18 protein-coding genes are annotated in these 20,827 nt (G+C 69.3%); 10 read left to right on the top strand and 8 right to left on the bottom strand.

Annotation, left to right across the window (positions count from 1 at the left end; all coding sequences use genetic code 11):
* The first annotated feature begins 5 nt into the window (after positions 1-5).
* Positions 6-1,043 (top strand): RNA methyltransferase, encoded by a 1,038-nt coding sequence (locus ACG01O_RS05490; protein WP_394382098.1) that lies wholly within the window; start codon positions 6-8, stop codon positions 1,041-1,043.
* 103 nt (positions 1,044-1,146) lie between these two features.
* On the top strand, positions 1,147-1,767 hold the full coding sequence (locus ACG01O_RS05485; protein WP_394382096.1) for a chalcone isomerase family protein: 621 nt from the start codon (positions 1,147-1,149) through the stop codon (positions 1,765-1,767).
* A 50-nt stretch (positions 1,768-1,817) separates the two neighbouring features.
* Here ACG01O_RS05485 and ACG01O_RS05480 read toward each other — a convergent pair whose 3' ends face one another.
* Positions 1,818-3,605, bottom strand: a complete 1,788-nt coding sequence (locus tag ACG01O_RS05480) for a DUF885 domain-containing protein (protein ID WP_394382095.1) — start codon at positions 3,603-3,605, stop codon at positions 1,818-1,820.
* Positions 3,606-3,723: 118 nt separating this feature from the next.
* On the opposite strand from ACG01O_RS05480, the gene mfd reads away from it, so the two are divergent.
* From mfd to ACG01O_RS05465, 3 genes are all read left to right on the top strand, one after another.
* The gene (gene mfd / locus ACG01O_RS05475) at positions 3,724-7,200 is read left to right on the top strand and encodes a transcription-repair coupling factor (RefSeq protein ID WP_394382093.1); all 3,477 of its coding nucleotides are present in this window, start codon (positions 3,724-3,726) and stop codon (positions 7,198-7,200) included.
* A 68-nt stretch (positions 7,201-7,268) separates the two neighbouring features.
* Complete coding sequence (serB, locus tag ACG01O_RS05470) at positions 7,269-7,979, top strand: phosphoserine phosphatase SerB (RefSeq protein ID WP_394382091.1); 711 nt, start codon at positions 7,269-7,271, stop codon at positions 7,977-7,979.
* Positions 7,976-8,761 (top strand): substrate-binding periplasmic protein, encoded by a 786-nt coding sequence (locus ACG01O_RS05465; RefSeq protein WP_394382090.1) that lies wholly within the window; start codon positions 7,976-7,978, stop codon positions 8,759-8,761. Before serB ends, ACG01O_RS05465 begins: the two co-directional genes overlap by 4 nt.
* 7 nt (positions 8,762-8,768) lie before the next feature.
* Here the strand turns inward: ACG01O_RS05465 and ACG01O_RS05460 are convergent, their stop codons facing one another.
* From ACG01O_RS05460 to ACG01O_RS05445, 4 genes are all read right to left on the bottom strand, one after another.
* Positions 8,769-8,990: an RNA-binding S4 domain-containing protein gene (locus tag ACG01O_RS05460; protein WP_394382088.1), complete on the bottom strand. Its 222-nt coding sequence runs from the start codon at positions 8,988-8,990 to the stop codon at positions 8,769-8,771.
* 41 nt (positions 8,991-9,031) lie between these two features.
* Positions 9,032-10,747 carry a thiamine pyrophosphate-binding protein gene (locus ACG01O_RS05455; protein WP_394382086.1) on the bottom strand — a complete coding sequence of 572 codons (1,716 nt, stop codon included), beginning with the start codon at positions 10,745-10,747 and terminating at the stop codon, positions 9,032-9,034.
* An 11-nt stretch (positions 10,748-10,758) separates the two neighbouring features.
* On the bottom strand, positions 10,759-11,172 hold the full coding sequence (locus ACG01O_RS05450) for a hypothetical protein (protein ID WP_394382084.1): 414 nt from the start codon (positions 11,170-11,172) through the stop codon (positions 10,759-10,761).
* A 90-nt stretch (positions 11,173-11,262) separates the two neighbouring features.
* A complete protein-coding gene (locus ACG01O_RS05445) occupies positions 11,263-12,519 on the bottom strand; it encodes an MFS transporter (RefSeq protein ID WP_394382082.1) in 1,257 nt (418 codons plus the stop codon).
* Positions 12,520-12,588: 69 nt separating this feature from the next.
* On the opposite strand from ACG01O_RS05445, the gene ACG01O_RS05440 reads away from it, so the two are divergent.
* From ACG01O_RS05440 to ACG01O_RS05420, 5 genes are all read left to right on the top strand, one after another.
* A complete protein-coding gene (locus ACG01O_RS05440) occupies positions 12,589-13,398 on the top strand; it encodes an AraC family transcriptional regulator (RefSeq protein WP_394382080.1) in 810 nt (269 codons plus the stop codon).
* A 127-nt stretch (positions 13,399-13,525) separates the two neighbouring features.
* Entirely contained in the window at positions 13,526-14,494 is a 969-nt protein-coding gene (locus ACG01O_RS05435) for a DNAJC11 domain-containing protein (RefSeq protein WP_394382079.1), read from the top strand.
* A gap of 108 nt (positions 14,495-14,602) precedes the next feature.
* Entirely contained in the window at positions 14,603-15,703 is a 1,101-nt protein-coding gene (nadA, locus tag ACG01O_RS05430; protein WP_394382078.1) for a quinolinate synthase NadA, read from the top strand.
* Positions 15,704-15,777: 74 nt separating this feature from the next.
* Positions 15,778-16,068, top strand: coding sequence for a late competence development ComFB family protein (locus tag ACG01O_RS05425; protein WP_394382076.1), 291 nt, complete (start codon positions 15,778-15,780; stop codon positions 16,066-16,068).
* Between the two features lie 144 nt (positions 16,069-16,212).
* Positions 16,213-17,094 (top strand): MBL fold metallo-hydrolase, encoded by an 882-nt coding sequence (locus ACG01O_RS05420; RefSeq protein WP_394382074.1) that lies wholly within the window; start codon positions 16,213-16,215, stop codon positions 17,092-17,094.
* Between the two features lie 13 nt (positions 17,095-17,107).
* Here ACG01O_RS05420 and ACG01O_RS05415 read toward each other — a convergent pair whose 3' ends face one another.
* The 3 genes from ACG01O_RS05415 to ACG01O_RS05405 are packed head-to-tail and all read right to left on the bottom strand — an operon-like array spanning position 17,108 to position 20,719.
* Positions 17,108-18,121: a S41 family peptidase gene (locus ACG01O_RS05415; protein ID WP_394382072.1), complete on the bottom strand. Its 1,014-nt coding sequence runs from the start codon at positions 18,119-18,121 to the stop codon at positions 17,108-17,110.
* 4 nt (positions 18,122-18,125) lie between these two features.
* Complete coding sequence (nadB, locus tag ACG01O_RS05410) at positions 18,126-19,739, bottom strand: L-aspartate oxidase (RefSeq protein WP_394382070.1); 1,614 nt, start codon at positions 19,737-19,739, stop codon at positions 18,126-18,128.
* 47 nt (positions 19,740-19,786) lie between these two features.
* Entirely contained in the window at positions 19,787-20,719 is a 933-nt protein-coding gene (locus ACG01O_RS05405) for a sterol desaturase family protein (protein WP_394382069.1), read from the bottom strand.
* Positions 20,720-20,827: the final 108 nt, after the last annotated feature.

The following is a 20,827-nucleotide window of genomic DNA, read 5'->3' as shown; positions in this document are numbered from 1 at the left end:
CACGCATGCTGATCCCTGACCTCCGCCAGCGCCTGCGCGCGCTGGGCGCCAACCCCGACCACGAAAGCCGCGTCCTGCGCCACTGGGTGCAATGCCTGCCCCTCGAAGGCGGCAAGCGGCCGCTGCAGGGCTGGCTGCCCAAGGCGGTGTGGGAGGCCCTGCCCGGCCTGATGGCGGAACTCGACGGGCTGGTGACCCTGCGCAGCGAACATGCCGGCGGTGACGGCGTCTCGGCCCGGCTGCTGCTGGGCCTGACCGACGGGCAGACCGTGGAAACCGTGCTGCTGCCGCGCGACGGCGTGTGCGTGTCCAGCCAGGTGGGCTGCGCGGTGGGCTGCCGGTTTTGCATGACGGGCGTGGACGGCCTGATCCGCCAGGTGGGCAGCGCCGAGATCGTGGCCCAGGTGGTGATGGCGCGGCGCAAGAACCCCAAGCTGAAGAAAGTGGTGTTCATGGGCATGGGCGAACCGTCGCACAACCTGGCCAATGTGCTGGAGGCGATTCAGTTGCTGGGTCGCGAGGGGGGACTGGCCCACAAGCAGCTGGTGTTCTCCACGGTGGGCGACGAGCGCGCGTTCGAGGCGCTGAACGCCGCCGAGGTGAAGCCGGCGCTGGCGCTGTCCCTGCACACGACGGATGCCGCCAAGCGCGCCGACCTGCTGCCCCGCGCCCCACGCATCGCGCCCGAGGCATTGGTGGACGCCGCCGACGCCTACGCCCGCGCGAGTAGCTACCCCATCCAGTACCAGTGGACGCTGCTGAACGGTGTGAACGATGGCCCGGAGGAACTGGATGGCATCGTGCGCCTGCTGAAGGGGCGCTATGGGCTGCTCAACATGATTCCGTTCAACAGCGCCGAGGGTCTGCCCTTCAGCCGCCCCAGTTGGGAGCGGGCCCGGGCCATCGCCGCGGAGCTGAGCCAGCGCGGGGTGCTCACCAAGCTGCGCGACTCCGCCGGGCAGGACGTGGACGGCGGCTGCGGGCAACTGCGCGCCCGCGAGGCCGTGGGCCGGCCGGTGCGCGTGGTCAAGATTCACCGCTGACGAGGGCAAAGCCACCGGAAACGGCGACAGAAACCGTTTTCAGGCCTAGCAGAATGCGCCGGCCGCATCACCGATGCGAGAAGAGATGCGACCCGGAGGAGCCATGACCTTGTTTTCAAAGCCGCAACGCCACCCGCTGACAACGCTGGCAGCCCACCTGACCTTGAGCCTGACTCTCGGCCTCACCGCCGTGTCGGCCGCACAGGCCGCCCCGACGTCCACCAAGTTCGAGCGCACGGCCCAGCTGGGCGGCAGCACTCTGCAACTCAACGGCAAGGGCACGCGCGTGCGGCTGGTGTTCAAGGCGTATGACCTGGGTCTGTACACCACCAAGCGCGTGTCCACCCCGGCCGAGCTGCTGGCCCTGCCCGGCCCGAAGCGCCTGCAGTTCACGGCGCTGCGCGAGCTGCCCGGCACCGAGCTGGGCCGCCTCTTCCTGCGCGGCATTGGCGACAACACGCCCAGCGCGCAGCTGACGCGCCACACGCTGTCCACCACGCGGCTGATCGAAATCTTCTCGGGCAAACCCAAGCTGGTGCCCGGCGACACCTTCGCCATGGACTTTGTGCCCGGCAAGGGCACGCAGTTCTACATCCAGGGCCAGCCCCAAGGTGAACCCGTGGGCGACGACGAGTTCTTCACCCTGGTGCTGCGCATCTGGTTCGGCGACTCGCCGGCCGACATCCCGCTGCGCGACGCGCTGCTGGACGGCGGCCAGGGCTGAGCGCCCACGCCTGCGGTGCGGGGCGCACCCCTCGCCGCAGGCCCACCGGCTCAGCCGCCCGTGCGGCGCTGAGCCACCCAGCCCTGCACCAGCTCGCGCAGCACCGGCAGTGGCACCTGGCCCGCCGTCAGCACAACGCGGTGGAAGCCCTTGATGTCGAACTTGGCGCCCAGCGCCTTCTCGGCTTCGGCACGCAGCTTCGTGATTTCCAACTGGCCGATCTTGTAGCCCAGCGCCTGGCCGGGCCACACGATGTAGCGCTCCACCTCCGAGACCACGTCGCTCTCGGCCATGGAGGAGTTGTCCAGCATGTAGCGGATGGCCTGCTCGCGGGTCCAGCCCTTGGCGTGCAGGCCGGTGTCCACCACCAGGCGCATGGCGCGCAGCTGCTCGTCGGCCAGGCGGCCGTACCACTGGTAGGGGTCGGTGAACAGGCCCAATTCCTTGCCCAGGCTTTCGGCGTACAGCGCCCAGCCTTCCACGTACGCGGTGTAGTGGCTGCCGAAGCGGCGGAACTTGGGCAGCGCCTGGTCTTCTTGCGCGATGCTGATCTGGAAGTGGTGGCCCGGCGAGGCCTCGTGCAGCGACAGCGTCTCCATGCCGAAGATGGGCTGGGCCTTCAAGTTGAAGGTGTTCACGTAGAACACGCCCGGCCGTGAGCCGTCCACCGACGCTTGCTCGTACGAAGCCCCTGCCGCGCTCTGTGCACGGAAGGCCTCCACCTCGCGCACCTCGTAGTCGGCCTTGGGCTGAATGTCGAACAGCTTGGGCGTCAGCGCGTTGATCTTCTTTTGGAGGTCGCGGTAGCCGTTGAGCAGGTCTTCCGGCTTGGCGTAGTAGTAGCGCGGGTCGTCCTGCAGGCGCTGGAAAAACGCCTTCAGGTCGCCGTTGAAGCCCACCTGGCGGCGCACGCCGTCCATCTCACCCAGGATGCGCGCCACCTCTTTCAGGCCCACGGCATGGATCTGCTCGGCCGACAGGGGCAGCGTCGTGTTTTGGCGCACACGGTAGGCATACCAGGCCTGGCCGTCGGGCAGCGCGGCCCAGCCTGTGGTGCGGCGGGCGCGGGGCGTGTACTCGTCGCGCACGAAGGCCAGCAGCCGACCGTACGCGGGCAGCACCTGCTCGCTCAGCAGCCGGCGCATGGCGGCGGTGATGCGCTCGCGGTCGGCAGCCGGCACAGCATCCGGGAAGTTCTTGATCGGGCCCCAGAAGAGGCTTTGCTCCGGATCTTTCACGGCCAGCGCCTGCAGTTGCGGCACCACCTTGTCCATGACCGGGCGGGGCTGCGTCACGCCCGCCTTCAGGCCGGCCCGCAGGTTGGCCACGGTGCCGTCCAGCGTGGGCACGGCGCGCGCCAGGCGCTGCAGCCAGTCGTCGTAGTCCTTGGTGGTGCTGAAGGGTTGCAGCGACTGCCCGCTGCCCAGTTGGGCCAGGAAGCTGGGCACGCCACCGATCTGGCTCAGCGGCTGCATCCACTCCGGGAAGCGCTCGCCCCCGAGCTCCTGCTCCAGGTCGACCAGCAACATGCTGTACGACACGCGGTCCTTGGCGTCCAGCTGGTCTTTGCGAAAGCCCTTGAGCGCTTTCAGCTGTGCCCGCAGCAGGCGGCGAGCCTCGGCCCGGTAAGCCGCCGTGGTGGTGTCCACCCAGCGGTCGTTGTAGCGCGCGTCGCCCAGCGAGGTGGCCAGCACCGGGTTGCGCTGCAGGGTCAGCTCCCATTCGGCGTCCAGCCAGGCATGGAAACGCTGGCTTTCCGCAGACGCGGCCCAGCCGGGCAGGCTGAGCGTCAAAGCCAGGGACGACACGATCAAGCGAAGGGTGTGGCGGCGGCGCATGAAATCTCCGTGATGGGGCGCGCATGCTAGCGATGTCCCTGCGCCGCAGCCAAAGGCCATGCCGTCCCTAGAATTCCGGCAGGCCCCGCTTCGGGGCTGTTGTCGTTTGTAGGTTCCCATGACCGCCCCCACGCTGCCCTCGCTGCCGGCCGTCCAGCCCGGCAAGAAGTTCACCCACCCGCGCCCCCTGGGTTCGGCCGACGCCCTGCTGCTGGCTCGCTTCGTGCAGCAGCAACGCGACGCCGGCCGGCTCGCCGCCGTCTTCACCGCCGAGCCCGGCGACACGCAGCGGCTGGAAGACGAGCTGAAGTTTTTCGCGCCGGAGCTGAAGGTGGCCGTGTTCCCCGACTGGGAAACCCTGCCCTACGACAGCTTCAGCCCCCACCAGGACCTGATCTCCGAGCGCCTGGCCACGCTGTGGGAACTGCTGCAGGCCCAGAAGAGCAAGACCATCGACGTGGTGCTGATGCCTGCCAGCACGGCGCTGGCCCGCTTGGCCCCGCCCAGCTTCCTGGCTGGCACCACCTTCAACTTCAAGCAGAAACAGCGCCTGGACGAAGCCTCGCTGCGCAGCCAGCTGACCCTGGCCGGCTACACGAACGTGAGCCAGGTGGTGCAGCCCGGCGAATACGCGGTGCGCGGCGGCTTGATCGACCTCTTCCCGATGGGTTCGGCCGTGCCCTACCGCGTGGACCTGTTCGGCGACGAGGTGGACTCCATCCGCGTGTTCGACCCCGACAGCCAGCGCAGCCTCTACCCCGTGCCCGACGTGCGCCTGCTGCCCGGCCGCGAGTTCCCGATGGACGAGGCCGCACGCAAGGCCTTCCGCAACCGCTGGCGCGAAAAGATGGACGGCGACCCGAGCAAGTCGCGCATCTACCGCGACATCGGCGAAGGCATCGCCTCGGGCGGCATCGAGTACTACCTGCCGATCTTCTTCGAGCAGACCGCCACCGTGTTCGACTACCTGGGCGCCGAGGCCGGCCTGGCCCTGCACGGCGAGGTGGACGACGCCATCCAGCGTTTCTGGACCGACACCAAGGAGCGCCACCGCTTCCTGCAGCACGACCCGGAACGGCCCATCCTGCCGCCGGCGGAAATCTTCCTGACCGCCGAAGACTTCTTCGGCCTGACCAAACCGCACGCCGTGCTGTCGGTGCGCGGCACCGAGCCGGTGGACTTCGCCCGCCCGCTGCCCGACGTGAGCGTGGAACGCGGCGTGCAGGAACCGCTGGCGCGCCTGGAGGCCCATCTGCAAAGCACCCCGCACCGCGTGCTGCTGGTGGCCGAGAGCGAAGGCCGGCGCGAGAGCCTGCTGGAGCAGCTGCGCGACCACAAGATCAATCCCCCCTCCGTCAAGGACCTGGCCGAGTTTTGGGACGGCGGCGAGAAGTACGCGATCACGGCCGCACCCTTGGCCAGCGGCTTCTTTTGGGTCGACCCCGAGCGGCCTGTCCAGCTCATCACCGAGACCGAGCTGTTCGCGACCACGCCCACCACGCGCCGCCGCCGCAAGCAGGAGCAGGTCAGCGATGTCAACGCGCTGATCAAGGACCTGTCGGAGCTGAAGGTGGGCGACCCGGTCGTGCACATCAACCACGGCATCGGGCGCTATCAAGGCCTGGTCAACATCGATTTGGGCGACGGGCAGAAGAGCGAGTTCCTGCACCTGGAGTACGCCGACAAGGCCACGCTCTACGTGCCGGTGGCCCAACTGCACCTGATCGGCCGCTACACCGGCGTAAGCCCGGAGGAAGCGCCGCTGCACAAGCTGGGCTCAGGCCAATGGGAAAAGGCCAAGCGCAAGGCCGCCGAGCAAGTGCGCGACACGGCGGCCGAGCTGCTGAACCTCTACGCCCGCCGCGCCGCCCGCGAGGGCCACGCCTTCCGCTACTCGGGGCACGACTACGAGGCCTTTGCCGCCTCGTTCGGGTTTGAGGAAACGCCGGACCAGCGCGCCGCCATCCACGCGGTCATTCAGGACATGATTTCGCCGAAGCCCATGGACCGCCTGGTCTGCGGCGACGTGGGCTTCGGCAAGACCGAGGTGGCGCTGCGCGCTGCGTTTGTGGCCGTCATGGGCGGCAAGCAAGTCGCCATCCTGGCGCCCACCACGCTGCTGGCGGAGCAGCACTACCAAAACATCGCCGACCGCTTTGGCGCCTGGCCGGTGAAAGTGGCGGAGATGAGCCGCTTCCGCTCGGCGAAGGAAATCAAGGCGGCCATGGAAGGCATCGCCGACGGGTCCATCGACATCGTCGTCGGCACGCACAAGCTGCTGTCCGCCGAGGTCAAATTCAACCGCCTGGGCCTCTTGGTCATCGACGAGGAGCACCGGTTCGGTGTGCGCCACAAGGAGGCCATGAAGGCCATGCGCGCCGAGGTGGACGTGCTCACGCTGACCGCCACGCCCATCCCCCGAACCCTCGGCATGGCGCTCGAAGGCCTGCGTGACCTGTCGGTCATTGCCACCGCCCCGCAGCGGCGCCTGGCCATCAAGACTTTCGTGCGCGCCGAGAGCAGCGGCACCATCCGCGAGGCGGTGCTGCGTGAACTCAAGCGCGGCGGCCAGGTCTACTTCCTGCACAACGAGGTCGAGACCATCGAAAACCGGCGCCAGAAGCTCGAAGAGCTGCTGCCCGAGGCCCGCATCGTCGTCGCCCACGGCCAGATGCCCGAGCGCGAGCTGGAGCGGGTCATGCGCGAGTTCGTGCAGGGCAAGCACAACCTGTTGCTGTGCTCCACCATCATCGAGACCGGCATCGACGTGCCGAGCGCCAACACCATCGTCATCAGCCGCGCCGACAAGTTCGGCCTGGCCCAGTTGCACCAGCTGCGCGGCCGCGTGGGCCGCAGCCACCACCAGGCCTATGCCTATTTGATGGTGCCGGACATCCAGGGCCTGACCAAGCAGGCCACGCAGCGGCTGGACGCCATCCAGGCGATGGAGGAACTGGGCTCGGGCTTCTACCTCGCCATGCACGACCTGGAAATTCGCGGCGCCGGCGAGGTGCTGGGCGACAACCAGAGCGGCAACATGATGGAAGTGGGCTTCCAGCTCTACAACGACATGCTCAGCGAAGCCGTGCGCGCGCTGAAGTCAGGCCGCGAGCCCGACCTGCTCTCCCCCACCGGTGCCTTCTCCACCAACACCGAGATCAACCTGCACGCCCCCGCCCTGCTGCCCGACGCCTACTGCGGCGACGTGCAGGTGCGCCTCTCGCTCTACAAGCGCCTGGCCACGGCCGAGAAGCCCGAGCAGATCGACGCGATGCTGGAGGAGATCACCGACCGCTTCGGCAAGCTGCCGAGCCAGGGCCAGAACCTGTTCGACCTGCACCGCCTGCGCGTGCTGGCCAAGCCCTACGGCGTCATCAAGGTGGATGCGTCGCCCGCCATCATCAACCTCAACTTCCGCCCCAACCCGCCCATCGACCCGATGCGCGTCATCGAGTTGGTGCAGAAGAACCGCAACATCAAGCTGGTGGGCAACGAGAAGCTGCGCATCGAGAAGGCGCTGTCCAGCCCGCAGGACCGGGCGCAGGTGGTGCGGGAGGTGTTGCGGTTGCTGGGGCAGCCGATCAAGACAGCCTGACGCGACACGAAGCCTCGGGCGGCAGCGGGCCGGGATAATCCTGACTCCTTCCGCCTGCATTCGCTCCCGTGGCCCCCACCTCTGATTCCGGTCTGGTTCTGCGCGACGGCGTCACGCTGCCGCCGCTCTCCCACTTCAAGCTCGCCGCCTTCGACATGGACTCGACGCTGATCAGCATCGAGTGCATCGACGAGATCGCGGCCCTCGCCGGCAAGGGCGAGGAAGTGGCGGCCATCACCGAGGCTGCCATGCGCGGCGAGATCACCGACTTCCGGGACAGCCTGCGCCGCCGCTTGGCGTTGCTCGCCGGCGTGCCGGCCACGGTGCTGGACCGTGTACTGGCCGAACGCCTGACCTTCAACCCCGGCGCGCGCGAGCTGTGCGCGGCGCTGAAAGCGGCGGGCCTGACCCTGGTGCTGGTGTCCGGTGGCTTCACGTTCTTCACGCGCTTTGTCGCGGCCGAACTGGGCATGGACTACGTGCGCAGCAACGAGCTGGAGATTGCCGACGGCGCCCTCACCGGCCGTGTCGTCATGCAAGCGTGGGGCGACATCTGCGATGGCGAGGAAAAGCGCCGCATGCTGCTGCAATGCTGCGAAGCCATCGGCTGCACGCCGGACCAAGCCATGGCCGTGGGTGACGGCAGCAACGACCTGCCCATGATGGGCGCGGCCGGCTTGTCCGTGGCCTTCCACGCCAAGCCCAAGGTGCGCGCGGCGGCCATGGTGGCCATCAATGAAGGCGGGCTGGACCGGCTGTTGGGCGTGCTGCAGGCATGACCCCGCGCTCGCCCGTCGCCCATGCCCATCGCTTTGGCGACTGGGCCCGGCGGGCGATGCCTTGGGGCTGGGCACTCGCGGGTGTCACGGCACTCGCGGCTGCGCAGGCGCAACCCGCAGCGCCACAGCCCCTGCGCTACGTGGTGCCCACGAACCAGGGCATGCCGCTGCTGGCCATGCAGGGCCAGCGCCCGGTGGACGGCTTGCTCAAAGACCTGGCGGAAACCATGGCCGCCCGCCTGGGGCGCCCGCTGCAGTACGTCACGCTGCCCAGCAAGCGGGCCATGTCAGCGCTGATGCGTGGCGAGGCCGATGTGCACTGCTACGTGCAACCCGGCTGGCTGGAGGGCGACCTGTTGTGGACCGTGCGCTTCATCACCTCCGCCGAGGTGGTGGCCGCCACCCAGGGCGCGCCGGCCCTGTCCTCCAAGGCCGCGCTGGCCGATGAGCCCGTGGGCACCGTGCTGGGCTACCGCTACCCACAAATCGAGCAGCCGCTGCAGCAGCGCTTCGCCCGGCGGGACACCGTGGACGCCGACACCAACCTGCGCCGCCTCGCGCTGGGCCGTGTGCGCTACGCGCTGACCGACCGGCTGACGCTGCAGCACTACATCAAACGGCACCCGGAAGCGGAGCTGCGCGAGGTGCTGGAGATCGACCGCAGCGAACTGGGCTGCGCGGTTTCGCCGCGTGAAGCAGCCGCGCTGGAACCCATCAACCAGGCCCTGCGGCAACTGCGCGCCGACGGCCGGCTGGACCAGATCCTGGATCGTTACCGCTGAGCCCGGATCAGACCGGTGCCACCACGCGCACCGTCTGGCCGGCAAACACCACCACCTGGCCCGCGCGTATCTTCGCGGTCTTGCGCAGTTCCACCTGGCCGTCCACCCTCACCTCGCCCGCCGCGATCAGGGCGCGGGCCTGGCCACCGCTGTCGGCCAGGCCGGTGGCCTTCAACAGTTTGTCGAGTTCGATGTAGTCGCCGCGCAGGGGCAGTTCAATGTCAGGCATGGCCGGATTGTCGCTGCGCAGCAGTGCATCGCTGGCGCCGCTCAGGCGCCTTTGGACTTCAAGGCCGTCTGGCGGATGGCGCTCAGTGTGGTGCGCGAGGTGCTCACATCGGACGACAACCGCAGGTGCAGCAGCGCCGGGCGGCCGGCGGCAATGGCCGCATCCAGCGCCGGCCCCACCTCTTCGGTGCGCTCGGCCTTGAAGGCCAGGAAGCCGAAGGCCTCGGCCAGTTGGGCGAAGTCCGGGTTGAACAGATCGCTGCCCGACACGCGCCCCGGGTACTCGCGCTCTTGGTGCATGCGGATGGTGCCGTAGGTGCCGTTGTCCACCACCACCACGAGCAGCTTCTTGGCGCCGTAGCCGGTGGCCGTGGCCAGCTCCTGGCCGGTCATCAGGAAGTCGCCGTCGCCAGCGATGTTCACGGCCCAGCGGTCGTGTTGCAGCAGCGCAGCCGCCACCGCGGCCGGCACGCCGTAGCCCATGGCGCCGGAGGTGGGGGCCAGCTGCGTCTTGCCGAAGCGGTGCAGGCCTGTGTAGCGGTGGAAGCGATGCAGCCAGCCGCTGTAGTTGCCGGCGCCGTTGGTGAAGATGGTGCCCTCGGGCAGCTTGGCGTCCAGCAGGCGGATCACCTCGGCCATGTCCAGCGGCGCCACAGGTGTGGGTTCGAGGTTGGCGCGGTAGTCGGCATTGGCCTGGGCGGTCCAGTCGCGCCACGCCACATCGGCCGGCGCGGGCAGTTCGGCCAGCGCCAGCGCGGCCTGGCTCATGCTGGCGTTGATGAGCAATTCACCTGTGTAGACGCGGCCCAGCTCCTCGGCGCCGGCGTGGATGTGGATGAGTTGCTGCACCGGGCGCGGGGCCTGCAGCAGCGTGTAGCCGCCGGTCGTCATCTCGCCCAGACGCGGGCCTATGGCGACGATGAGGTCGGCTTCTTTCACACGGGCGGCCAGCTTCGGATTGATGCCGATGCCGACGTCGCCGGCGTAGTTCGGGTGGGCGTTGTCGAACAGGTCCTGGAAGCGGAAGGCGCAGCCCACCGGCAAGGCCCAGGCTTCGGCAAAGCGTTGCAGCGCCGCGGTGGCCGCGGGCGTCCAGCCGCCACCGCCGGCGATCACCAGCGGCTTCTTGGCGACGGCCAGGCGCTCGCGCAGCTCGGCCAGCGCGGCCGGTGTGGGCGCGGCTTCGGCCGGGCGGGCCGGCGCCACCACGGGCGCGGTGATCGGTTGGGTCAGCATGTCCTCCGGCAGCACCAGCACCACCGGGCCGGGGCGGCCCTGCATGGCGGTGTGGAAGGCGCGCGCCACGTACTCGGGCAGGCGCTCGGGGTCGTGCACCTCACCCACCCACTTGGCCATGCCCAGCGTGCCGGGGCCGAACATCTGGCGGTAGTCCACCTCTTGGAAGGCCTCGCGGTCGCGCTGGTCGCTGGCCACCTGGCCGATGAACAGGATCATCGGCGTGCTGTCTTGAAACGCCGTGTGCAGGCCGATGCTGGCGTTGGTGGCACCGGGGCCGCGCGTCACGAAGCAGATGCCGGGGCGGCCGGTCAGCTTGCCCTGGGCCTCGGCCATGAAGGCGGCGCCGCCCTCCTGCCGGCAGGCCACGAAGCGGATCTTGTCGGCATGCTCGTGAAAGCCGTCCAGCACGGCCAGGTAGCTTTCACCGGGCACGCCGAAGGCGGTGTCGACGCCGTAGGCGATGAGCGCCTCCACCAGCTTGTGGCCGGCCAGGACGGGGGAAGTGGCTTGTTCAGTCATCTCGTTTCACCTCAACGGGCGCCTTCGATCTGGCGCTCCATGATCTTGTCGCGCAACGTGTCGTCACGCGTCATGTCCAACGCCCGGTGCAGCGCGGTGGGGCCGCTGGCTGCATCGGACGCCTTGGGCACCGGGGTCGCCGGCACCACGTTCACAGGGGGCGCCTTCACCTGCGCGGCGGCAAAGCCGGCCGGGCAGTCGGCGTCGGTGTAGGCCACCTCAGTGCCGCGCACGCACTTGCGCAGCGCGCCGGCGCGGCTGGGGCCCGAGGTGGCGGCGCGCACCTCACCGGTCGCGCCGGCAGCCGACACACCCGCCGACGACGCCGCGCGCCCGGCCAGCGCCTGCAGCGCGTCGCGCTGCTGCCAGGCCAGGCCGAGGGCGGCCAAAGTCATCAACAAGCCAATCAGAACGCGAAGGGACATGGGAGTCAGGTCAGCTGCGGGCCCCGCACTGTAGGGCGACAAGCCGCAGGCTTTGCCGCTGATTCCGGGGGCCGATGACGCCACCGCCGATCACGCTGCCGCCGGGCGCGGCGCGCGGCGCGCCAGCCCCACGCCCACCCACGCGGCCGAGCCGATGCCCAGCAGCAGCGCCAGCGCCGCGCCGGCGAACACGCCCCGCGGCTGCCCGTGGTCCAGCAACGCGCCGAACACGGGCGCAGCCAGTGCAAAACCGATGTCCAGCCCCGAATACACCGTGCCGTACACACGGCCGGTCGCGCCGGGCGGCGCGGCACGCTTGATGAGCATGTCGCGCGAGGGGCCGGCCAGACCCGTGCCAAAACCCGCCAGCGCGGCCACCGCGGCGGCCATCAGGCCAGGCAGCCAGCCAGTCGCCGTCAACAGCAGCAGCGCCGCCGCGAACAGCATGGCCACGGCAATGGTGCGCTCCAGCCGCTCCACTCGGGTCACGAGAAAGCCCCCCACGACCATGCCGGCCGCGCCGGCCAGCATGTAGCCGGTCACCACATAGGCGGTCAGCGCCAGCGGCAGGCCGTACACCTGGTGCAAGGCGGGGCTGGCAAAGCTCTGGATGGCCGAGAGCGCCGCCGTGGTCCAGAAAAAGAACGAGAAGCACAGCCATACCGAAGGCAGCTTCAGGAAGGCCATCGCGTGCTCGCTCGGCGCACCGGATGCAGCCTTGGCATGGCCCCAGCTGCCTTGCCGATCATCAATCGCGGCGCGCTGCCAGAACAGCAACGCCATCACCGCCAGCGCCACCAGCCCCGTGCCCAGGTAGGCCAGCCGCCAGTTGCCCGTGGCCTCGGCAATGCCAATGGAAAACACCGGCGCCAGCGCCCAACCCAGGTTGCCGCTGATGCCATGCACCGAGAACGCATGCCCCAAGCGCGCCTGCGACACGCGCTTGTTCAGGATGGTGAAGTCCGCCGGGTGAAACGGCGCATTGCCCACACCCGCCAGTGCCGCCGCCAGCATCAGCCCGCCAAAGCCTTGCGCCAGGCCCGCCGCCACCGAGGCCAGAAAAAAGCTGGCCATGGCCGCGAACAGCACCGGCCGGGCGCCGATGCGGTCCACCACAAAGCCCGACAGCGCTTGGCCCGCACCAGAGATGACGAAAAAGGTCGTCACCAGCAGGCCCAACTCCGAATAGCTCAACCCGAACGCTTGGATGAACGCCGGGAACAGCGGCGGCAGCAGCATGTGGAAAAAGTGCGAAGTGCCGTGGGCCACGCCGATGGTGGAGATGGTTGTCACGTCGCGGCGGCGCTGCAGGCCGGCGTCCAGGGACGCAGCAAGGGTGGCGTTCATGCCCGAATTCTGGTGAGCCCCGGCGCGGCGCGGTTGCGATGGTTCGTCAAGTTCTGTTGAAATTCAGCCATGTCACGCCGCCGCAGCTTTCCTGCCTTCGCGCCCGACCGCTTCGCCCCCACGCCGGAGCGGCCGCTGCGCGCCAAGTCGCGCTTGCTGGAGCACCTGACCGACATCCACCCCCACCAGCACACCTGGGCCCAGTTGGTGTTCTCGATGACCGGCGCGGTGCGCGTGAGCACGGCCGCGTCCACGTACATCGTGCCGCCGTCGCGGGCGGTGTGGATTCCGCCGCGGCTGGAACACGCGGTGACGGCCATCGAGCGCTGCGACCTGCGCACGCTGTACCTGCAGCCCGACCTGTTGCCCGGCGAGGCCTGGCGCCTGGGCCGTGTGCTGGAGGTGTCGCCCCTGATGCGGGAAGTGGTGCAAGCCCTGCCCGCCCTGCCCGACCCGCTTCCGCCCGAGAGCCCCGCCGACCGCGAGCGCCGCGCCTGCCTGGAGGCCCTGCTGCTGGTGGAACTGCAACGCGCCCGCCCGCTGGCCCTGGGCGTGGCGCTGCCGCAAGACGCGCGCCTGCGCCGCCTGTGCGAAGCCATGCTGCGCGAGCCCGGGCGGCTGGGCGGGCTGGACGCCTGGGCCGCCGAAGCCGGCGCCAGCCCGCGCACGCTGAGCCGCCTGTTCCGCGAGCAGCTGGGAACCAGCTTTGCCCAGTGGCGCTCCCAGTTGCTGCTGGCCCACGCGCTGACGCTGGCAGCCCGCGGCCAGCCCATGAGCCACATCGCCACCGAGTTGGGCTACGCCAGCGCCAGCGCCTTCACCGCCATGGTCACCCGCACGGTGGGCATGCCGCCCAGCCGCTTCTTTGCCGAGGCGTAAGCGTCGCCCGGGGAGCCGGGCGCGTCACACACGGTAACCAGCGCCGTTGGGTTCTTGTCGCACCGCAGTGCCCTCCGGCGCGTTGAGAGCGCATAGGATGCCCGCCCCCACGCACACAGGAACCCGCATGCAACGACGACACCTCACCCTGGGCTTGGCCGCCGGCCTGTTCGGCCTGCTCAGCCTCAACGCCCGCGCGGACGACGACGGCGAGTTCCTGATCCTCCACGCCCGCTACGGCACCGAGTACACGCACGTGGACGTGACCGAACGCCTGCGCGACCTGGCCCGCCAGGACCGCCGCTTTCGCCTCACCAACGAACTCTTCGGTGTGGACCCCGACCCGGGCCGCACCAAGACGCTGAAGATCTTTGCGCGCGACCGCTTCGGCCAGGAGCGCCAGTTCGAGTACCGCGAGCGCGACCTGGTGAACGGCAACCAGTTCGTAGGTTGGAGCCGCGGCAACTGGGGCGAGCCGGGCGACCGGGGCTGGCACGGCGACCGCGGCCGCCGTGGTGGCGACAACCATGACGACGGTGAATTCACCATCCAGTACGCCACCTATGGCACCGGCCGCCACGAGGTGGACGTGACCGATCGGCTGCGCGAACTGGCCCGCCGCGACGTGCGCTTCCGCCTCGGGAACGAGACCTTCGGTGGCATGGACCCAGCGCCCGGCGAAACCAAGACCCTGCGCATCATGGCCCGCGACCGTGCCGGCCAGCCGCGCACGTTCGAGTACCGGGAGTACCAGGTGGTGGACGGCAACCAGTTCATCGGCTGGGGCCGGGGCGACTGGGGCGGCGGCTGGGGTGCCGGCACAGACCGCGGCCCGGTGCGGCCGCCGGCTGCGCCGCTGGGCCGCCTGTTCATCGAAAGCGCCAGCTACGGCGCTGACGGCCGTTGGGTGGACGTGACGCCCGCCCTTCGCGCACTGGCCCGCAGCGACCGCCTGGACATGGAGGTACGCAACGACGTATTCGGCTTTGACCCCGCCCCGGGGCAACGCAAAACCCTGAGCGTGACCTACCGCTATGGCAACGAGCCCAGCAATACCGCCCGCGTGAGCGAGCGCGACCGCCTGCGCCTGCCCTGACCTCCCGCCAGCAAGGGCCCGCCGTGCGCGGGCCCTCCATGGGCCAACGACAATGCGGGGCAGTTCCATCTGACAGGCAGCCCCGGGCTGCCCCGTGTTGAGCCCACCATGAGCACCCAGTTGTTCGACTACACCCGCCAGGACGCCGCCGGCACCTGCTCCACCGCCCACGCCTGGGCCAAGACGCCCGCGCCGCTCTCCGCCGCCGACCGCCAAACGCTGACGGCCCGGGCCAAGGCGCTGCTGCAACAGCACAACGCAGTGCTGGTGGCGCACTACTACGTGGACGGCGCACTGCAGGACCTGGCGCTGGAAACCGGCGGCATCGTGTCCGACTCGCTGGAAATGGCCCGCTTCGGCCGCGACCACGCCGCTCAGACCCTGGTGGTGGCCGGCGTGCGCTTCATGGGCGAGACGGCCAAGATCCTCAGCCCCGAAAAGCGCGTGCTGATGCCCGACCTGGACGCCACCTGCTCGTTGGACCTGGGCTGCCCGGCGGACGACTTCGCCCGCTTTTGCGATGCCCACCCCGACCGCCAGGTCGTCGTCTACGCCAACACCAGCGCCGCCGTGAAGGCCCGCGCCGACTGGATGGTGACGAGCTCCTGCGCGCTGGAGATCGTGTCCGACCTGCACGCCAAGGGCCAGAAGATCCTCTGGGCCCCGGACCGCCACCTGGGCCGCTACATCCAGGAGCAGACCGGCGCTGACATGCTGATGTGGAACGGCGCCTGCATCGTGCACGACGAGTTCAAGGGGCTGGAGCTGGAGTTGTTGCGCGAGCAGCACCCCGGCGCCCTGGTGCTGGTGCACCCCGAGTCGCCCAAGAGCGTGGTGGAACAGGCCGACGTGGTGGGCTCCACCTCCGCCCTCATCAAAGCCGTGGTGGAAGGCAAGGCGCCGGCCTACATCGTGGCGACCGACAACGGCATCCTGCACCGCATGCGCCAGCTCGCGCCGGGCAAGGTGCTGGTGGAGGCGCCTACCGCCGGCAACAGCGCCACCTGCAAGAGCTGCGCGCACTGCCCCTGGATGGCCATGAACGGCCTGCTCAACCTGGTGGAATGCCTGGAGCGCGGCGCGCCCGAGATTCACGTGGACGAAGCCACCCGGGTGCAGGCCCAGCGCTGCATCACCCGCATGCTGGACTTCACCGCCGCCCGCAAGGCCCAGGCCTCCGGGATGACCCCGGGCATCGGCGCCGCTTGATCTGGGACAGTGGGGGCCGCAACGGCGCGGCGCTATAACAGCGCATCGCCCTCCCCCGTCTCGAAAGGCCCGCCATGCCCGCTGATTTCAGCTCCCTCTACAACCACCACGAGCGCGAAGTGTTCGCCGCCGTGATGGACGCCGCCGAAGCCCACCCCGACATCGCTGCCAGCAACGACCTGCTGTGCGACGTGGCCTGCGTGGCCCTGAACCGCCTGACCCCGCGCTACATCCGCCACGAGGTGGATTTCAGCTTCTACCTGACCGAGCACGAACGCCACGAGATCGACGTCGCCATCAACGACGCGGTGAGCTACGCGTTCAACTTCGTGCAGGCACGCACGGCGCTGCGGTCGCGCAAGTAAACCCGGCCGCCGGCCGGTCTGGCTCCGGCCACGGCACCCAGGAGATTGCCGATGCGTCATGGCGTGCTCCGATGGCTGGCAGCCTGCCTGGCCCTGCGTTGCGGGCTGTCCCATGCCGGGGAGGCACCTCGACCCGTTCGCGCGGTGAAGGTGACCACGCTCTCCACCATGCTGGCCGATGCCGGTCTAGGTGAATGGGGCTATGCGGCGCTGGTGGAGGTCGATGGCCGGAAGCTGTTGTTCGACACCGGAGCCCGACCCGAGGTGGTGCTGGAGAACGCGAAGGAACTCGGCATCGACCTGTCCACCGTGGAAGACGTGGTCATCTCCCACTTCCACAGTGACCACACCGGCGGCCTGCTGCCGCTTCGCCGGGCGCTCATGGCTCGCAGCCCCAAGGCGCTGTCGCGGCTGCACGTAGGCGCTGGCATCTTCGAGACGCGCTTTGATTCCACAGGGCGCGCCGGCAACAGCTTCATTGCGGTGGCAGAGGCGTACCGCCAGACGGGCGGCATCGTGATAGAACACGCCGGGCCGATCGAGGTCATCCCCGGCGCCTGGCTGACCGGGCCGGTGCCACGCCCACACGACGAACGCAACTGGAGTCCGGGGTTCGCCGTCAAGGTCAACAGCGAACTCGTGCCGGACAACCTGCGGGAGGACAGCTCCCTTGTCATCCCGACGGCGCAAGGCGCCATCGTCATCACCGGCTGCGGCCACGCCGGCATCATGAACATCGCCGATGCCGCCCGTGCGCTCACGGGCGACAGCTCATTGCTGGCTGTCATCGGCGGCCTGCACCTCTTCGCCAAACCCGATGCAGTGCTGCAACGCACCGCTGCGCACCTGAAAGGCCTGCGCTACCTGCTGGGCGGGCACTGCACCGGCATCGAAGCCACCGTGCGCTTACGGGAGCTGCTCGGGCTGGACCGCAAGACGGCAGTCGTCGAGGCAGTGGGCTCGTCGGTCACCCTCGGCGAGGGCATCGCCGCCGGTGACATTGCCGGCTGGGCCGGCGGCCAGTAGTCCCACGGCGCTGTCATCCGCCAGGGCTGCACCCCTGAACAACCCAGGCGGCGGCCGCCAGTGCCGCAGCTTCGTCGTCGCCAAACGCCTGGTCCGGCGCGATGCTGCCGTGGTGCACATGGCCGGCCCGATCCACAGCCCGGGTTGTGGTCATGGCAATCAGACCGCCATTGCGAAGCGGCAACAGTTCGTTGCCGCTGGTCAGGCCCGCTGTAGCGCGGCCAAAGAAGAGCACGTGCGGCAATGCCTTGAACGCCAGGGCCACCATTTCACCGGAGCTGGCCGTCTCCGCCCCCAACAGCACGGCCACACGGCGCGGCGGCAGGCCTTGCGGCCAGGCATCGTCTGCTACAGGTTCGCTCACGCGCTGCGCGCCCAGCCAGATGCCATCCGCCCCACGTCGGAGCGAGACGCGTGCACCCGATGCGTCCTCGAACTGCAACCAGTCACCTTCCGGCAGCCAGGGCGACAACCCCTGCAACATGGGAAACATGTTGCCGCCGCGGTTGCGCGTGAGGTCGAGCAGCCAACCGCACGTCGCGTCGCGACGCAACGTGAGAGCCAGCGCCCGCAGCGCGGCCGCTGCCTTACGCACCTGCTCAGCATCGAGGCTGCTGAAGGCGTCCACCGCCAGCCTCGATACGCCGCGAACTGGCGCCTCCAAACGGGCCAACGGCTGGGGCTCAGCGCTGGCCGACGACGCAAGCATCGGCACGGCGGAACGGACCGGCAGATAGAAGGAATGCCCATCTTCAAGCCCGCGCACCAACCGGTCGAGCGCCAGGTCGAGATCACGGCGCCGGCCACTGCTTGCGGTCTCCAGTGCAGTCCGCCGCGCCTGAGGCCAATCCACCTTGGCCGCGTTCAGCGCGCGCTGCTGCAACTGCGCGACGACCTCATCCACCACCTCGGCCGGGTTGACCGGCGCGAGTTCGGAGAGTTCCCGGTATTCGACCCAACCGCCCCACGCCAGCAACCCGGCCAGGGTCAGCCCCAGCAGCCCGTGAAGCCAGCGCCAGGGTTTCACGGCCTCAACGCCGCCGCCGCTCGCTGATCAACACCGTCGGGAAGCTCACCGGCAGCGTTTGCGGGTAGTCGCGGCTGTAGTGCAGGCCGCGGCTTTCGTGGCGCATGAGGGCGGAGCGCACGATGAGCTCGGCGCAGTCGACCAGGTTGCGCAACTCCAGCAGGTCACGGGTCACGCGGAAGCTGCCGTAGTAGTCGTCGATTTCGCCACGCAGCAGGTCGATGCGGTGCAGGGCCCGCTCCAGCCGCTTGGTGGTGCGCACGATGCCGACGTAGTTCCACATCAGCAGGCGCAGTTCGTCCCAGTTGTGGGCGATGACGACCTGCTCGTCGGCGTTGTCCACCTGACTTTCGTCCCACGCGGGCAGCGGGGCCGGCGCTTGCACTGGGTGGCTGAGGATGTCGGCCGCACAGGTTTGGCCGAGCACCACGCACTCCAGCAACGAATTGCTGGCCAGGCGGTTGGCGCCGTGCAGGCCGGTGTAGCCGGTTTCGCCCACTGCGTAGAGGCCGGGCAGGTCGCAGCGGCCGTTCAGGTCGGTCACCGCGCCGCCGCAGGTGAAGTGCACCGCCGGCACCACAGGAATGGGCTGTTTGGCGATGTCGATGCCCAGCTTCAGGCAGCGCGCGTGGATGGTGGGGAAGTGCTCGATCAGGAAGGCTTCGCCCAGGTGCGTGGCGTCCAGCCACACATGGTCCAGGCCGTGCTTTTTCATCTCGAAGTCGATGGCACGGGCCACGATGTCCCGCGGCGCGAGCTCCATGCGCTCGTCGTGCGCGGCCATGAAGCGGGTGCCATCGGGCAGCTTGAGATGCCCGCCCTCCCCGCGCAGCGCCTCGGTGATGAGGAAGCTGCGCTCCTGCGGGTGGTACAGGCAGGTGGGGTGGAACTGGATGAACTCCATGTTTGCCACCCGGCAGCCCGCCCGCCAGGCCATGGCAATGCCATCACCGGTGGAGGTGTCGGGGTTGGTGGTGTAGCGGTACACCTTGCCTGCGCCGCCTGTGGCCAGCACCACCGAGCGGGCCGGCAGGGTCTCGACGCGCTGGGCGTCGATGTCCAGCGCGTACACGCCGTAGACGCGAGGCACGCCTTTGTCCACGTCTTCGCGCTGCACGTGGCGCGAGGTGATCAGGTCTACCGCCATCCAGCGCTCACGCAGCGTGATGTTGGGGTGGCGCCGAGCCACGTCCAGCAGTTGGTCGTGGATGGCCTTGCCGGTGGCGTCGGCCGCGTGGGCGATGCGGCGCACCGCGTGGCCGCCTTCGCGTGTGAGGTGCAGGCCCATGGGGCCGGTGTCGTCCGGCGTGAAGGGCACGCCCTGCTCCACCAGCCAGCCCACGGCGGCGGCGCTGCGCTCGGCGATGAAGCGGGCGGTGGCCGCATCCACCAAGCCGGCGCCGGCGTCTTGCGTGTCGCGCACATGGCTGTCGATGCTGTCGTCGCTGCCCAGCACGCCCACGATGCCGCCCTGCGCCCAAGCGGTGGCGGCTTCCGTCAGCTGGCGCTTGGCGAGGATGACCACCGGCACCGTGTCGGCCAGGTGCAGGGCCACAGTCAGGCCGGCAAGGCCGGCACCAATGATGACGACGGGGGCGTCTTGGGAAGCAGCAGTCATGGCGCCAGATTCTCCCGCACGGGGCGAGGCCCTTGGCGCGAGCAGCTTCAGCGCGGTGAGTTCGCTGCCGCGTCGCCCGCCATCGGGTCGGCTCGCCGCGCGGCGGTAGGAGCGCCCGCCGGCCCGCCGCGCCGCCAGTCCGGCGGCATCCACAGGTGCGCCAGGCGCAGGCGCCAGTTGGACTCGGCCGCCATGTCGCGGAACATGGCCCGCCATTCGTGCGCGTTCAGCCAGAACAGGTTGTGCGTGGGGAACGGGTGCTCCAGGCCGTAGTCCACCGCCTCCCGCTCGGGCTCGAAAGTGCCGAACAACCGATCGAACACGATCAGCGTGCCGCCGAAGTTCTTGTCGAGGTACTGCGGGTTGCGGCCGTGGTGGGCCCGGTGGTGCGAGGGCGTGTTGAAGAGGAACTCGAACCAGTCCGGCAGGCGGCCCACCCAGGTCGTGTGCACGAAGAATTGGTAGGCCAGGTTCAACGACAGCGCGAACAGCACCCAGCGCGGCTCAAAGCCCAGCCACACCGCCGGCAGGTAGAACAGCCAGTTGCCCGCGATGGGGTAGAACCAGCTCTGTCGCAGCGCGGTGCCGAAGTTCATGTGCTCCGAGCCGTGGTGCACCACGTGCGAGCACCAGAACCAGCGGATGCGGTGGCTGGCGCGGTGAAAGCCGTAGTAGAGCAACTCCACCAGCAGGAAGAGCCCGGCAAACCGCGCCACACTGATCTCCAGCGTGAACAGCCGATGGGCATACACCCAGCCCATGGCCGGCAGCACCAGCACCGACAACAGCAGCAAGTCCACCACCAAGTAGCTGCCGCCGCTGTTGAGACTGTCGAAGCTATCCCGCCAGTCGAACACGCCGGTGCGCCGAAAGCGCCAAGCCTCCAGCGCCAAGAAGACCGCAAACACCGGCGACAGCACCACCAGCGTCAGGTCGCGCCAATCCACGTGGCGTGTGTAGAGGTCGAGCAGCGTGTCCATGCCGCGATGGTGGCCACAAGCCGCGCCCGCTTCTTGACCGCAAGCGCCGGTTTTTTGACGGATCGCGCCAAGCCTCGGGTGATCCCGCAGCGGCAGCGCCCCGAGCGC

Origin of the sequence: Pelomonas baiyunensis, from assembly GCF_043555935.1 — a bacterium.
Taxonomy (GTDB): domain Bacteria; phylum Pseudomonadota; class Gammaproteobacteria; order Burkholderiales; family Burkholderiaceae_C; genus Pelomonas; species Pelomonas baiyunensis.
The sequence above is the reverse complement of the archived record's forward strand: the minus strand, read 5'-3'. Positions and strand labels throughout refer to the sequence as shown.

Coding starts and splice junctions, on each gene's coding strand:
- nadB (WP_394382070.1), bottom strand. CDS start 19,739: ATGACTGCTGCTTCCCAAGACGCCCCCGTCGTCATCATTGGTGCCGGC.
- ACG01O_RS05425 (WP_394382076.1), top strand. CDS start 15,778: ATGCCCGCTGATTTCAGCTCCCTCTACAACCACCACGAGCGCGAAGTG.
- ACG01O_RS05490 (WP_394382098.1), top strand. CDS start 6: ATGCTGATCCCTGACCTCCGCCAGCGCCTGCGCGCGCTGGGCGCCAAC.
- ACG01O_RS05435 (WP_394382079.1), top strand. CDS start 13,526: ATGCAACGACGACACCTCACCCTGGGCTTGGCCGCCGGCCTGTTCGGC.
- ACG01O_RS05450 (WP_394382084.1), bottom strand. CDS start 11,172: ATGTCCCTTCGCGTTCTGATTGGCTTGTTGATGACTTTGGCCGCCCTC.
- ACG01O_RS05465 (WP_394382090.1), top strand. CDS start 7,976: ATGACCCCGCGCTCGCCCGTCGCCCATGCCCATCGCTTTGGCGACTGG.
- ACG01O_RS05445 (WP_394382082.1), bottom strand. CDS start 12,519: ATGAACGCCACCCTTGCTGCGTCCCTGGACGCCGGCCTGCAGCGCCGC.
- ACG01O_RS05440 (WP_394382080.1), top strand. CDS start 12,589: ATGTCACGCCGCCGCAGCTTTCCTGCCTTCGCGCCCGACCGCTTCGCC.
- ACG01O_RS05485 (WP_394382096.1), top strand. CDS start 1,147: ATGACCTTGTTTTCAAAGCCGCAACGCCACCCGCTGACAACGCTGGCA.
- nadA (WP_394382078.1), top strand. CDS start 14,603: ATGAGCACCCAGTTGTTCGACTACACCCGCCAGGACGCCGCCGGCACC.
- ACG01O_RS05460 (WP_394382088.1), bottom strand. CDS start 8,990: ATGCCTGACATTGAACTGCCCCTGCGCGGCGACTACATCGAACTCGAC.
- ACG01O_RS05480 (WP_394382095.1), bottom strand. CDS start 3,605: ATGCGCCGCCGCCACACCCTTCGCTTGATCGTGTCGTCCCTGGCTTTG.
- mfd (WP_394382093.1), top strand. CDS start 3,724: ATGACCGCCCCCACGCTGCCCTCGCTGCCGGCCGTCCAGCCCGGCAAG.
- ACG01O_RS05405 (WP_394382069.1), bottom strand. CDS start 20,719: ATGGACACGCTGCTCGACCTCTACACACGCCACGTGGATTGGCGCGAC.
- ACG01O_RS05455 (WP_394382086.1), bottom strand. CDS start 10,747: ATGACTGAACAAGCCACTTCCCCCGTCCTGGCCGGCCACAAGCTGGTG.